The 13,556-nt window shown below is 72.0% G+C and carries 13 protein-coding genes; 6 read left to right on the top strand and 7 right to left on the bottom strand.

Features of this window, described 5'->3' with window-relative positions; translation table 11 throughout:
* The first annotated feature begins 6 nt into the window (after positions 1–6).
* The 3 genes from AB0O48_RS15805 to AB0O48_RS15795 all read left to right on the top strand — a co-directional run bounded on the left by AB0O48_RS15805 (position 7) and on the right by AB0O48_RS15795 (position 3,084).
* Entirely contained in the window at positions 7–1,536 is a 1,530-nt protein-coding gene (locus tag AB0O48_RS15805) for a plastocyanin/azurin family copper-binding protein (RefSeq protein WP_357239798.1), read from the top strand.
* A gap of 32 nt (positions 1,537–1,568) precedes the next feature.
* On the top strand, positions 1,569–2,546 hold the full coding sequence (locus AB0O48_RS15800) for a hypothetical protein (RefSeq protein WP_357239796.1): 978 nt from the start codon (positions 1,569–1,571) through the stop codon (positions 2,544–2,546).
* 85 nt (positions 2,547–2,631) lie between these two features.
* Positions 2,632–3,084, top strand: a complete 453-nt coding sequence (locus AB0O48_RS15795; RefSeq protein WP_357239793.1) for a hypothetical protein — start codon at positions 2,632–2,634, stop codon at positions 3,082–3,084.
* 8 nt (positions 3,085–3,092) lie between these two features.
* Here AB0O48_RS15795 and AB0O48_RS15790 read toward each other — a convergent pair whose 3' ends face one another.
* Positions 3,093–3,227: a hypothetical protein gene (locus AB0O48_RS15790; protein ID WP_357239791.1), complete on the bottom strand. Its 135-nt coding sequence runs from the start codon at positions 3,225–3,227 to the stop codon at positions 3,093–3,095.
* 90 nt (positions 3,228–3,317) lie between these two features.
* Between AB0O48_RS15790 and AB0O48_RS15785 the strand changes: the two genes are divergently transcribed.
* Positions 3,318–3,716 (top strand): MerR family transcriptional regulator, encoded by a 399-nt coding sequence (locus AB0O48_RS15785; protein ID WP_357570330.1) that lies wholly within the window; start codon positions 3,318–3,320, stop codon positions 3,714–3,716.
* A 36-nt stretch (positions 3,717–3,752) separates the two neighbouring features.
* On the opposite strand, the gene AB0O48_RS15780 is transcribed toward AB0O48_RS15785, so the two are convergent.
* The gene (locus tag AB0O48_RS15780) at positions 3,753–4,847 is read right to left on the bottom strand and encodes an ROK family protein (RefSeq protein ID WP_357570329.1); all 1,095 of its coding nucleotides are present in this window, start codon (positions 4,845–4,847) and stop codon (positions 3,753–3,755) included.
* Between the two features lie 41 nt (positions 4,848–4,888).
* Between AB0O48_RS15780 and AB0O48_RS15775 the strand changes: the two genes are divergently transcribed.
* Entirely contained in the window at positions 4,889–6,109 is a 1,221-nt protein-coding gene (locus AB0O48_RS15775; protein ID WP_357570328.1) for an MFS transporter, read from the top strand.
* A gap of 27 nt (positions 6,110–6,136) precedes the next feature.
* Here AB0O48_RS15775 and AB0O48_RS15770 read toward each other — a convergent pair whose 3' ends face one another.
* Together AB0O48_RS15770 and AB0O48_RS15765 are read right to left on the bottom strand one after the other, a co-directional pair.
* On the bottom strand, positions 6,137–7,465 hold the full coding sequence (locus tag AB0O48_RS15770) for an alpha/beta hydrolase (protein ID WP_357570327.1): 1,329 nt from the start codon (positions 7,463–7,465) through the stop codon (positions 6,137–6,139).
* A gap of 92 nt (positions 7,466–7,557) precedes the next feature.
* Positions 7,558–8,943, bottom strand: a complete 1,386-nt coding sequence (locus AB0O48_RS15765; RefSeq protein WP_357239776.1) for a serine hydrolase domain-containing protein — start codon at positions 8,941–8,943, stop codon at positions 7,558–7,560.
* 177 nt (positions 8,944–9,120) lie between these two features.
* Between AB0O48_RS15765 and AB0O48_RS15760 the strand changes: the two genes are divergently transcribed.
* Positions 9,121–10,497, top strand: coding sequence for an FAD-dependent oxidoreductase (locus tag AB0O48_RS15760; protein ID WP_357570326.1), 1,377 nt, complete (start codon positions 9,121–9,123; stop codon positions 10,495–10,497).
* 12 nt (positions 10,498–10,509) lie between these two features.
* Here the strand turns inward: AB0O48_RS15760 and AB0O48_RS15755 are convergent, their stop codons facing one another.
* The 3 genes from AB0O48_RS15755 to AB0O48_RS15745 all read right to left on the bottom strand — a co-directional run bounded on the left by AB0O48_RS15755 (position 10,510) and on the right by AB0O48_RS15745 (position 13,533).
* Positions 10,510–10,986, bottom strand: coding sequence for a heme-degrading domain-containing protein (locus AB0O48_RS15755; protein WP_357239770.1), 477 nt, complete (start codon positions 10,984–10,986; stop codon positions 10,510–10,512).
* Positions 10,987–11,013: 27 nt separating this feature from the next.
* On the bottom strand, positions 11,014–12,474 hold the full coding sequence (locus AB0O48_RS15750; RefSeq protein WP_357570325.1) for an SDR family NAD(P)-dependent oxidoreductase: 1,461 nt from the start codon (positions 12,472–12,474) through the stop codon (positions 11,014–11,016).
* Between the two features lie 153 nt (positions 12,475–12,627).
* The gene (locus tag AB0O48_RS15745; RefSeq protein ID WP_365066115.1) at positions 12,628–13,533 is read right to left on the bottom strand and encodes a siderophore-interacting protein; all 906 of its coding nucleotides are present in this window, start codon (positions 13,531–13,533) and stop codon (positions 12,628–12,630) included.
* Between the last annotated feature and the right edge of the window lie 23 nt (positions 13,534–13,556).

Here is a 13,556-nt window from a genome sequence, read left to right as displayed (position 1 = left end):
GAAACGATGACCCGACGACTCACGGCCGCGCTGTCGGCGCTCCTGCTCACGGTGATCCCGTTTGCCGCGCCGCCCGCCAGCGCCGCCCCGCGTGTCGCCGCGGACCAGGTGTTGACCTGGACCGCCGACGACAACACCACCCGCTACAAGTCCGTCCCCGCCCAGGCGGTGGCCGGCGCGACAACAATCATCTGGGAGAACAGCGCGGCCACCGGCAACACCACCGGGATGCCGCACACGCTGACCTTCGACACCAGCACCGAGGGCTACAACCACGACGTCACGCTCAACATCCTGGCCAACCCGTTCGACGCCAACGATGGCCGCCACCAGGCGACGGTGAACCTGACGCCGGGCCGGTACCGCTACTTCTGCGCGATCCCGGGCCACAGCCAGATGGTCGGCGAACTCGTCGTCACCGACGGCGGAGGCGGCGGCGACACCACGGCGCCGACCGTCGACGCCGTCGTCTCGGGCGACCGCGACGCCGACGGCAACTACCTCGGCGCGGCCACGGTGACCGTCACGGCCACCGACACCGACTCCGGTGTGGACACCATCGAGTACCAGGTCGACGACACCAGCTTCCAGCCGTACACCCAACCGGTGCCGGTGACCGCGGTCGGCGACCACTCGGTGCAGTTCCGGGCCACCGACCAGGCCGGCAACACCAGCGCGGTCGGCTCGGTGTCGTTCCGCATCGTCGAGCCGACCGAGGAGGACACCACCGCGCCGGTGGTCACGGCCGCGCCGGCCGGCGAGCAGGACGGCGACGGCAACTACCTCGGTACGGCCACCGTCACGCTGACCGCCACCGATGCCGGGTCCGGTGTCGCCACCATCGAGTACGCGCTGGACGGCGGAGCCTTCACCGCGTACACGGCTCCGGTCGTCGTGACCACGGTGGGCATGCACATGCTGCACTACCGGGCGACCGACGTCGCGGGGAACACGTCGGCCGAGCAGATGGCCCACTTCACCGTCGTGGAGCCGCAGGCCGAGGACACCACCCCACCCACTGTCGCCGCCACGGTGGCCGGTGACCGGAACGACGACGGCGCGTACGTCGGCGGCGCGACAGTCACCGTCACCGCCACCGATGACGGCTCGGGGGTGGCGTCGATCGAGTACGCCCTCGACGGCGGTGGCTGGACCGCGTACGGCAGCCCGGTCGTCGTCCGGACCGTCGGCGCGCACACCCTGCGGTACCGGGCGACCGACACCGCGGGGAACGCCGCCGCCGAGCAGTCCACCACGTTCACGGTGGTGGCCGACGGCAGCGACGGCTGTCCCGCCTCGGACACCCGGGCCACCGTGATCATCGACGGTGACGACACCGGAGTGGCGAACGTCGACACCGGCGACGGCTGCACCATCAACGATCTGATCGACGAACACGCCGACTACCCCGGTCACGCCGACTTCGTCCGGCACGTCGAAGCGGTCACCACCGCGCTCGTGACCGGCGGCACGCTCAACCGGCGACAGCAGGGCGCCATCGTCCGGGCCGCGGCCCGATCGGACGTCGGCGCATGAGTCCTCGAATCTCATCGACAGGGAGTACAACGATGCCCGGACGTACCGTCGCCAAGCTGGCCACCGTGAGCGCCGTCATCGCCGCCTCGGTGCTGGCGGTGGCGCCCACCGCACACGCCGACCTGGTCACCCACTGCATCGGCACCGGCGGTGCCGTGACCGTGCCCAACGACCTGCTCGTGCCGGCCGGCGAGTCCTGCGCCCTGACCGGCACCACGATCACCGGCAACGTCACCGTCGCGGCCGGCGCCAACCTGGTGGTTGCCGGCGGCCGGGTCAGCGGTGAGGTACGCGTCGCCGCGGACGGCTACCTCGACGCCACCGCGACGACGATCGACGGCCAGGTGGTGTTGGCCGCCGGCGGGTACGGCGTCTTCCTCAAGGATGCCAGCAGCGGCAACGTGACGGTGCGGCCGAAGGGCACCGCGACCGTCGACAGCTTCCTGTTCGTGGAGGAGTCGACGATCGTCGGGACGGTCACCGCCGGCGCGGGTGAGGTCCGGCTCGACCGGGGCACGCAGGTGCAGCGCAACGTCAGCAGCACCGGCACCTACTACACCGACGTGCACGACTCGTTCGTCGACGGCACCCTCTCGGTGCTGAACAGCGCCACCGGCAGTGTGGTGTGCGGCAGCGCGGTGCGCGGTCGGGCCACCTTCGCCGGCAACCTGGGTGGTGTGCAGCTCGGCCCGAACGGCACCCTCGACAGTTGCGCGTCCGGCGGCTACTGGGGCACGGACGTCAGCGTCACCAGCACCACCGGCGGTGTCACCGTCGACGACAACATCATCAACGGTCAGTTGACGGTGACGGGCAACGACCCGGCCGCCCAGGTGGCCGCGAACAACCGGATCCGCGGCGGCGTGACCGGTGACCAGGCGGCGGCGGGCACCAACCGGGCGGCCCGGGTGGCAGTTCCGGACCGCGATGAGGCGGGCGACGAGCGGGCCGAGCTGCGTCGTACCTCGGCGGTTCAGGAGGCCACCGCGGCCGGCACCGCCCGCCTGTAGCGGATTTCGCGCCGGGCCGGACGCCCTCGGCGTCCGGCCCGGCAGCGGAGGGTACGGGCTTGCTGTGCCTGTCTACCCTCCGGTCATGGCGTACGAGCCGATGATGGTGCCCAGCCCGAAGCCCAACCGCACAGCTCGGACGGTCCTGATCGTCGTCGCCGCGTTGCTGTCGGTGTGCTGCGTGGTGGGCGTCTGCGCCGGCTTCTGGATCTACCGCGGCGTCCGGGACAACGTCGAACCGGCCCGGGCCGCCGCCACGGCGTACGCGGACGACATGCAGGCGGGCAACTACCCGGCCGCGTACGGGCGGCTGTGCGCCAAGGTGCGCAAGAACCTGACGCAGGAGGATTTCGCCCGGATCCAGGCTGCGCAACTGCGGTTCAGCAGTTACGAGATCACCGGCCTGGTCGTCAACAACTACAACGGCCGGGTCACCGCGACAGCCACCGTCGAGGTGGTCCAGGAGGCCACGGGCGCGCGGTTCACGCAGAACATGGCGCTGGTCGAGGAGGACGACAAGTGGGTCGTCTGCCAGTGACGTCGCCGCTACCGCCCGGTCGGCTGGTAGAACTCGCTCGGGTCGTTGGCCAGGGACGCCTTGACGTACGCGCTCCACTCGTCGGCGAGGACGTCGATCCGAACCGGTGCCCTGCGTGATCGGTTGCCTCCTGGCAGGTTCACCGACGAGCCGTACGCGAGCTACGCTCAAACCTGACGCTGACGTGAGAGACAAGGTTGTGTGGCGGGTGTCACCGACCGGGGGGAGGGGCCGTGCGCATCGGTGAGCTGGCCGCGCAGACCGGGGTGTCCGTGCGGGCCCTGCGCTACTACGAGGAGCAGGGGCTCCTGACGGCCGCTCGCAGCAGCGGCGGGCAGCGCCACTACCCGCACAGCGCGGTCGACCGGGTCCACCTGATCCAGACGCTGTACGCCGCCGGCCTCGCCAGCCGTACCATCCTGGACCTGCTGCCCTGCGTCGACGCGAACGTCAACACCCCGGAGTCCCGGGCCATGCTGCGCGCCGAACGCGACCGCATCGATCAGCAGATCGCCCAGCTCCGGCAGGCCAGGGACCGGCTCGAGGCGGTCATCACCCTCAGCGAGAGCCCGGCGAGTGGCTGCACCCGGACGGAGGTCGACGCCCTCGTGTCCGCGACGGTGCACCACTGAGTAACCGGCAGCAGTCGCGGGGTGCCGTCGGCACGCTCAGGTCTGGGCCAGCTCGGGGATGCCGTAGTGCTGGTCGAGGACCTGCATGGCGGCGCCCGCGGCGATGGCGTCCGCGCCGAGACCGGACAGGCTCACCCGGGTCCGGAGCCAGTCCACGCGTCGCGCGTCCGCCTGGACGGCCTCGGTGACGGCCGCGAGATAGGTCTCCGGGTGCCGGAGGAGATCCGCGCCCGCCAGCACCACGTGGGCGAGGTCGAGGGTCTGGAGCAGGTTGACGACGCCCACCGCCACGACGCGGGCGGCACGTGCCAGGTCGCCGGCCTCGGTGGCGTGGCGGTGCACGATCTCCAGGCAGCCGCGCCGGCCGCAGACGCAGCGGGGACCGTCCAGGTCGACAACGGTGTGGCCGAACTCTCCCGCGTTGGTGTGCGCGCCCCGGTGGGCCGCGCCGCCCAGCCACAAGCCCCCGCCGATCCCAGACTCGATCATGATGAGCGCCGCGTCGCCGAACGTCGCGCCGTGTCGCCAGGCTTCGGCCGTGATCCCCGCGGTGACGTCCTTGTCGAGGTGGACGGGTAGGTCCAGGTGCTTCTCGGCGATCTCGCGCAGCGGTACGTCGTGCCAGTGCCGCAAACCGTGGGCGCCGCGGACCAGGCCGTGGGCGTGGTCCAGTGGGCCGATCATGCCGATGCCCACGCCGGTGAGTCGGTTCCGGACGTCGGTGCTGCCGATCATCGTGTCGATGCCGGAGCGCAGGGCGTCGAGCAGGTGCGGCGGGTTGAAGTCGCCGGGCAGCGGGCTGACCGCCGAGCGGCGCACGGTGCCGGCGAGGTCGACCAGGACCAGCCGCAGTGTGCGCCGGGCGACGTGGGCGCCGATCGCGTACCGGCTGTCGGGCACGAGTTCGTAGACGACGGCGGGCTTGCCGACGCCCGGCCGGCGGGCACCGGTGGGACGGATCAGGCCGTCGGCGCCGAGGCGGGCGATCACCTTGGAGACCGCCTGGGGGGTCAGGCCGGTGGCCTGGACCACCGTCGAGCGCTCGAAGCGTCGCGCGGTGCGACCCACGCCCAGCACCAGTGCCTGGTTGTAGCCGCGCAGGAACCTGACGTCCGCAGTGATGCGAGTCATCTCGACACCCTATTACGCAACGCTGTTGCTAAATTTTCTCGGTGATCGAGTTGAGCAGAGGTCGACGGATGGCGGCGCTTGTCGCCCTGGCACTGGGTGGCGTCGCGATCGGCCTGACCGAGTTCGTGGCGATGGGCCTGCTGCCCGACATCGCGCGCGGTCTGCTCTCGCGGGAGTACGCCCAGTCGTCATCCGGGGCGGTCGCCCGAGCGGGTTGGATGATCACCGCGTACGCGCTCGGCGTGGTCGTGGGCGCGCCCCTGATCGCCGCGCTCAGCGCACGCCTGCCCCGCAAGAAGCTCGTGCTCGGGCTGCTCGTCCTCTTCGCCGTCGGCACTGTCGGTTCCGCGCTCGCCCCCACCTTCGACCTGGTGCTGGTGGCGCGGTTCGCAGCGGCGCTTCCGCACGGTGCGTACTTCGGCGCGGCCGGCCTGCTCGCCGCGTCACTGATGGGCCCCGGTAACGAGGCCCGGGGCTTCGCCACCGTGCTCAGCGGCCTGACCGTGAGCAACGTGGTCGGCGTACCCCTCATCACGCGGCTCGGGCAGGCGACCAGCTGGCGCGTCGCGTACCTGGTCATCGCCGGTGTCTTCGTCCTCACCCTGCTGGCGGTGCTGGCGGTCGTCCCGGAGGTCGCCGCGGCGGTCGACGGCTCGCCGGCCGCCGAGTTGCGGTCGCTGCGCACCTCGCAGGTCTGGCTGGTCGCCGCCACGGGCGCGGTCGGGTTCGCCGGGTTCTTCGCGGTGGACAGCTACATCGCACCGGTCACCACCGACGTCGCCGGGCTCTCTGCCGCGACGGTGCCGTGGGCGCTGGTCGCGGTGGGTCTCGGCATGACCGTCGGCAATGCCCTCGGTGGGTGGTTCGCGGACCGCGACCTGCGGCGCAGCATGGTCATCGGATTCGTCGCGATGATCGTGAGCATCACCGCGTTCAGCCTCGTCGCGTCAAACCCGGTCGGCCTGTTCGTGGGCGCGTTCCTGGTCGGTGCGACGAGCCTCTACCTCGGTCCGGTCCTGCAGGCCCGCCTGATCACCGTCGCACCGGGTGCGCAGTTGATGGGTGCGGCGGTCAACCAGTCGGCCATGAACATCGCCAACAGCCTGGGCGCCGCCCTGGGCAGCGTCGCCATCGCCGCCGGGCTCGGTTACCTCGCGCCCGCCCGGGTGGGCGCGGTCCTCGCGGTCCTCGGGTTGGTCCTGGGGCTGGTCAGCTTCGCCGTCGGCCGACGGACGCGCGAGCGGGTCCCGGCCACCGTCTGAGGTGGCCGGGCGCCCGCGGCGGGCGGTTCAGAAGTCGTCGACGTTCACCGTCACCCGATGGGCGCTCGACCTCCAGTTGGGCACGTTGACCACCGCGTGACCGCCGCCGCGTTGACCCACGGTGATCCCGACGAGGCCGAGGTGCGCCGGGGCGGCCGGGATGAACACGTCCACGCCGGTGATGAACGTCTGGCTGAAGAACTCCGGCAGCGGAGCAGTCAGGTCGGTCACGCCGTCGCTGTGGTCGTCGAAGGCGAAGATGGCGATCGTCCTCTTGACGCGTGGCGTGTTCGCCGCGTTCAGGACATCCCTGCCGTTGATCCACAGGCGGTCGCCGGCGTCGCCCTGGTCGCCCCACCACTCCTTCTGGCGCTGGATCGTCAGCGCGGTGTGCCGGTCGCTGGTCTCGACGAGTGCGCTGAGGCCCTCGCCGGGCACGCTTGTCGTCAGGCGCAGGAACGAGTCCGAGCGGCGGAACGGCTGGACGTAGAAGTGGTGCGTCGCCGCGCCCGGGCGCACGACCGCGAACTCGTAGCGGGCCGTGGCGAGGACCGGGACGGGACCGAACGAGCCGTCGCCGCTCAGCGGCACCCGGTGCGCGGGCCGCTGCGACAGTCGACCGCCGGTCAGCGGGCTGACCGGGTAGACCTCCAGGGTCGCGTCCGTGACGCCCACGTTGCTCGGGAAGAGCACCGCGCGGCCGGACACCCGGGCGGTGCCGAAGAGTTGCGGCACGATCCGCGTCGTGTGCGGCGCTCGACCACGCAGAAATCGGAAGATCTCGTCGAACGACTCCGGCGACGACACGGTCTGGGTGTGCGACTGGTCGGGCAGGTGCACGTTCGTCGCGCCGACGATGGCGCGGGCCGGATCGCCCTCACCCCAGATCGCGAGGGTGGGCACCCCGCCGGGAGGGGTCGCCGCAGTGCGTCCGTCCAGGTTCACGTAGTGCGCCACCCGGGCGGCCCGCGCCGGTGAGCTGGTGAGATAGCCCTGCATGACGAAGGTGCCCAGGGAGTGCGCGAGCAGGTCGACCTGATCCGCGCCGGTCGCGGCCAGCAGGCGGGAGATCCGTGCGTCGAGTCCCGCGTACACCTGGGGCAGGATCGTGGCGATGTTCGGTGAGTCGTACTCGTGGGCCTCGATGATGTCGATCGGGTAGCCGTTGCTGGTCAGACGTTTGGCCTGGGACTGGAACTGCGCGGCCGACCCGGCGCTGCCGTGCACGAAGACCACCGGACGGTACGCCGGCGGGGGCGCGGCCTCGGCGGCACGCGGGACGGGGGCGACGGACAGACCGGCGGCGAGCGTGACCCCGGCCACCGTGGCGAGCAATCTCCGGCGAGACGTGTGCATCGGTCCTCCACCGTACGAGACGAAGTATTTGCACTGCTAGCGCAAGTATCGTGTCAGGGTGAGGTTCGGCGGTCCATACCTGCCGCCCGTGGTCAGCTGACCTCTCTGGCGAGCAGGTCGCCGACCGCGGCCCGGACCGGATCCGGATTGGCCCAACTCCAGTTGGGGTGCGCGCGGTTGGTGAGCAGGGCGAGGACGAGTTTGCGGTTGGGGTCGACCAGGAGCGAGGGGCCGGCGAAGCCGGTGTGGCCGAAGGTCCGGGCCGAGGCGAGTCGGCCCATGAACCAGCTCTGGTTGAGGACGACGCCGAGGCCGTGCGCGGCGGTCCGGTTGGGTCGCTCCGGGTCGACCGCGGGTTTCCCGGCGTTCTGGTTGGTGAGCATCCGGCGCACGGTCGCCGCGGCGAGGATCCGCTTGCCCTGGTGGGTGCCCCCGTCGAGGAGCAGTTGGCCGATGACCGCGAGATCGGTGGCGGTCGCGAAGATGCCGGCGTGGCCGGCGATGCCGCCGAGGTGGTTGGCGACGTCGTCGTGGACGGTGCCCCGGAGCAGGCCCCGCGACGAGCGGGCGTCGGTGGCCACGAGCCGATCGGCCTTCGCGGTGCCGGACAACCAGGTGTTGGGGTTGAAGCCGGTGTCGCGCAGGCCCAGGGGGCCGGTGAGGTTGCTCTTGAGCGCCTGGTCGAGCCGCTGACCGGTGGCCTTCTCGACGATCCGGCCGGCGACCATGAGCCCGACGCTGGAATAGCGGAACGTGTCCCCGGGCACGGCGCCGGAGACCAACCCGGTGGTGAGCACGGCGTTCCAGCGGGCGGCGCTGTCGGCAAGGCCGGTGACCTTGGCGCCGACCGGCAGGCCGCTGGTGTGGGTCAGCAGCATCTCGACGGTGACGCGTTCGGTGCCGGCTCCGGTGAAGCCCGGCAGGTAGTCACGGACGGGTGCGCCCAGGTCGACGCGGCCCTTGTCGACCTGCTGGAGCAGCAGGATGGCCGTGTAGACCTTGGTCACCGAGGCGAGGTCGAAGATGGAGTCGGGACGCATCGCGACCCGCTGGCTCGCCGTAAGAAGCTTCGGGCCCGCGCCGTAGCGCAGCGCCTCCCCGACGGCGGTGTGCACGGTCGTCTTCCCATCGACCAGGACGACGGCGACCGCACCGGGGAAGCCCTTGTGCGCAACGGTCTGCGAGGTGGCGGGGAGGTGTTTTCGGAGCAGCGCCGTCACGCCCTGCGCGTACCGGGCCTGGCCGGCTGGCACGGCACCGCCACTCGGCGACGCGGCGGCGCTCGGCGATCCGGACGGGGCGGTGGTGTCACCGGCCGAGCCGAAGCCCACCCGGTTTCCGGCGGCGTCCGTCGCGGTCACCGCGCCGCCGGGATCGCCCGGACCGGGCTTCGGCGGACCGTCGTCACCGCAGCCGGCGAGGGCGGAGGTCGCGACGGCCAGACCGGCCCCGAGCAGAGTACGACGCGCAATGGGCATGCCGGGAATCGTGACAGTTGACATCGACGTGCGCCAACCGAGCCCTCCAACCTCGGTCACGCCCCGCCACCGGCCAACAGATGGTCACCATGCAGACACGTTCGGTAAATGTGCGGTGGTTGTGCAACGATCGGCGGGCGCCACACCGACCGACCATCCATACCCTTGGAGAGCACGATGCCCCTCTCCCGCGCCCGGATCTTCGCCGAGCTGAACGCGGTGCGGCCCCCGGATCAGCCGTCCCCGGTACTGGGCACGGCAGTCGTGGTCGGCGGCAGTGTCGCTGGCCTGCTGGCCGCCCGCGTGCTCTCCGACTACGCCGACAGCGTCGTCATCATCGACCGGGACGACCCGCAGGTGAGCGGCGCGCGCCCCGGCGTACCCCAGGGGACGCAGCTGCACGCGCTGCTGCCCGGCGGCTCCCTCCAGTTCGAGCGACTGTTTCCGGGCTTCCGCGAGGAGGCCCTGGCGCGCGGGGCCGTCGAGGCGCCACCCGCGTCCCGGCGCAACTACCTCGACGGTCGCCTGCGGGTCGTCGTCCCCGACGACGCCGACAGCCTGGCCGGCAGCCGGCCGCTCCTGGAGGGACTGATCCGGCAACAGGTGCTGCGACTGCCGAACGTCAAGACGGTCACCGCCCGTGCCACCGGTCTCGTGTTCGACGGCACCGTGGTCACCGGGGTCCGTTGCGACGTCGGCGGGGTGCCCGGCGTGGAGAGCGGTGACCTCGTGGTGGACGCCATGGGACGGTCGAGCAAGCTGTCGGCCTGGCTGGAGCAGGCCGGCTGGGAGCGGCCGGCCACCCGGCGGATGACCGTGCACCTCAACTACGCGACGGCCCTGTTCCGGCGCCCGCCGACGGCCCCGGCCTCGACCGTCGCCCTGGCGCTGAACACCCCGAGGATGGCCTCGGACGTCGCCGGCGCCGCGTTCTTCGCCATCGAGGACGGTCGGTGGATGGCCATGATGGCCGGCTACGGTGCGAACCGCCCCGGCGCCACGGCAGAGGACTTCGTCCGCCGACTGCGGGAGCAGTTCCCCCCCGAGTTCGGCGACGTCGCCGACCAGGAGATGATCGGCGACGTCCAGACCTACCACCACGCCGACAGTCGACGGCGCGAATTCTCCGCGCTGCGGCGCTTCCCGGGCGGGCTCGTCAGCGTGGGCGACGCCGTCGCCTCGTTCAACCCGGTGTACGGGCAGGGCATGACGGCGGCGGCCCTGCACGCGGCCTGCCTGGCGACGTACCTGCGCGGTCGCCCGGATCTGACCGCCCCCGCCCGGGAGTACCTCGCGTTGCAGAAGGTCGTGGTCGACGCCGCGTGGTCGACGTCGACCACGGCCGACCTCGCGCTGCCCCACGTCGACGGGCCCTACCCGCGCGGACACCGGATCACCAGCTGGGCCAGCCGCCAGATCATCACCGCGACCGTCACCGACGTGGCGATCGCCCGACGGTTCAACCAGGTCGTCTCCATGCGGGAACACCCACTCACGCTGGCCCGGCCCGGCGTGCTCCTCGGCGCACTACGGGCCAACCGGCGTGCCCACTGACGAGCGGCCGCGCTAGCGGGGCAGCTTGCGCAGGATGTCGACGACGAATCGGTGGTCCTCCAGCTGGGGAAGCCCGGACACGCCGACCCAGCCCACCACGCCGGTGCCGCGTACGCGCAGCGGCACCGCACCGCCGGCCGCCGCGTACCGGGAGGCCGGCAGACCGAACTTCTCGGTAAGCGTCACCTGCTTGTCGTGACACAACCGCGCCATGTAGAGCGAGGAGTGCTCGAACCGCATCACCACCCGGCCCTTGCGGCGCAACCACCCGTCGTTGTCCGCCGTCGACCCGGGCAGGCCACAGTGGAACAGCTGGCGACCGGCCCGCCACACCCCCACCGAGACCGGCAACCGCTGGTCCCGGGCGGCGGCGACGGCGAGCTGCCCCAGCTCGTACGCGTCGGTCTCGGACAGGCCCGCGAGCTCCAGCTCGGCCTCCTCGCGGAGCAGCTCGTCGAGCGTCGGCCACGATTCACGATCGGCTGTCATGACTCTCCTTCTCGTCGCACCGGGTGGTCACCAGGCGCAGGGCGCGTAGTCCTTCAGGAAACAGCCGTACAGGTCCTCACCCAGCTCGCCACGGACGATCGGGTCGTACACCCGGGCCGCGCCGTCCACCAGGTCCAACGGGGCGTGGAAGCCCTCGTCGGCCAGCCGCATCTTCGTCGGGTGCGGGCGTTCGTCGGTGATCCAGCCGGTGTCGACGCTCGTCATCAGGATGCCGTCGGTCAGCATCTCCTGCGCGCTGGTACGGGTCAGCATGTTCAGCGCGGCCTTGGCCATGTTGGTGTGCGGGTGTCCCGGCCCCTTGTAGCCGCGGCCGAACTGGCCCTCCATCGCCGACACGTTCACCACGTACTTACGCCGGGCCGACGCGGCCGCCATCACCGGGCGCAACCGGCTGACCAGCACGAACGGCGCGGTGACGTTGCACAGTTGCACTTCGAGCAGCTCCACCGGGTCCACCTCCTGCACCCGCTGGACCCAGCTGTTGACCGAGTCGAGGTCGGGCACGAGACCCCCGGCGTCGATGGCCGTGGACGCGGCGATCCGCTCCGGCGAGGCGGAGCCGCTGGTGAGTGCCAGCGCGGTGAGCGCGTGCGGGGTGAGCGCCGTCGACTGTGGCCCGGCGGTCAGGCTGCCCACCGGGCCGCCCGGACCGTCCGGCTTGGCGAACGTGATCAGCTCCGGCAGCGGGCCGTCCGGCAGGGCCGCGGCCTCGGCGGCGATGAGTTGCGCGTACGCCCCGGGGGACCGGCGGACGGTCTGCGCCGCGTTGTTGATCAGGATGTCGAGGGGACCCTGGCTGCTGACGTCGTCGGCGAGGGCGATCACCTGGGCGGGGTCGCGCAGGTCGATGCCGACGATGCGCAGCCGGTGCAGCCAGTCCCCGCTGTCGGGCATGGCGGCGAACCGGCGCACCGCGTCGTGCGGGAACCGGGTGGTCACCGTCGTGTGCGCGCCGTCGCGCAGCAGCCGCAGCGCGATGTACATGCCGATCTTCGCCCGGCCGCCGGTGAGCAGCGCGCGCCGGCCGGTCAGGTCGGTACGGGCGTCGCGGCGCTCCCGGTTGAGCGTGGCGCAGGACGGGCAGAGCTGGTGGTAGAAGGCGTCCACCTCGCGGTAGCGCTGCTTGCACACGTAACAGCCGCGGGCGTTGTGCAGGAAACCCGCCGTCTCGCCCGCGGCGGAGGACGCGAGCGGGATGCCCTGGGTCTCGTCGTCGATCCGCCCCGGGGCGCCGGTGGCGGTGGCCTCCGTCACCGCGCGGTCGGCGGCGAGGATGGCGTCGCGCCGCTCCTCCCGCCGCCGCTGCTTGATCACCTTGTAGAGCCGGGCGGTGGCGCGCTGCACCCGCACCACGTCCGGGTGGTCGGAGGGCAGCTCCTCCAACGCCTCGAAGACGCTGAGGCAGGCCTCCAGCCGGCTTCGGTCAATGCCCTCTTGACCGTTTTCGGTAATGTTGTCCACCGTCATGCGTCTGTGTCTCGTCCCGTATCCCGTGCCGGCTCCAGCCGGTCCACCCCAAGTCCGACCCGAAACGGTACGCGCCTTGCGGCATTCGACGCACCTCGCGGCTGCCCGGCGTGGTGCGCCTCGCTGCCCGGCGTGGTGCGCCTCGCGGCGCGGTCAGTCCGCGTCGACGTGGCCGAGCCGCCAGTAGCCCATGAAGGCCACCGCCCGCCGGTCCAGGCCTCGCTCGGCGACCAGGTGCCGGCGCAGGTGACGGATGACGCCCGCCTCCCCGGCCAGCCACGCGTAGAGCGGAGCCGAGGCCACCTCCTCGGGCACCTCCCAGAGGATCTCGGTGTCCAGGTTCACGTCCGGCACGGGCTGGGCGGCCGACGAGGCGTCGGGGGCCAGCAGCTCCCCGGCCGCGGCGACGACGGCGGGCACCAACCGGCTGCCGTACCCGTCGGTGCCCCGGGCCAGCCAGCGCACCTCGATGCCGGGGGGCGTCACCAGCGGCAACACGTCGGCGGCGTCGGGCACCTCCAGCACGACAGTGCCCCGGGCGTCGAGGGGTAGCCGCTCGCAGATGCCGCTGATCGCCGGCACGGCGGTCTCGTCCCCGGCCAGCAGCAGGGCGCCGCCGGTCGACTGTCGAAACTCGACCCCGCCGTGGTTGCCGTCGAAGCCGGCGTCCGGCCCGACCAGGGCGATCTCGTCGCCGACGCTGGCCCGCCGAGCCCAGCGCGTCGCCGGGCCACTGTCGCCGTGCAGCACCAGGTCGACGTCGACCTCGGCCAGGTGCGGTCGGACCGCCCGCACGGTGTAGGTACGGATCGGGTTGCGCAGGTGGTCCGGCAGCGCCCGCCAGGTGGCGTACCAGTCCGCGCCGTGCGGCAGGCTCGCGCGGCGCTGACCGGGCAGCGGCAGCGCCAGTTTGATCCGCTGGTCGTATCCGTTGTCCGCGAACCGGTCGAGGTCCGCCCCGGTGAAGGTCACCCGGGTGAAGGACGGGCTGAGGCGGCGTACCGCGCGGACGCTGACGGTGAACACGCGCCAGGGCGCGATGGGCAGGGTCTCGGTCATGGTGCCTCTCCGGGCTCGGGCCG

It is taken from the genome of Micromonospora sp. NPDC085948 (genome assembly GCF_040686315.1).
Lineage (GTDB): Bacteria > Actinomycetota > Actinomycetes > Mycobacteriales > Micromonosporaceae > Micromonospora.
Note: the sequence above shows the minus strand (reverse complement) of the source record. Positions and strands in the feature narration are given on the sequence as shown.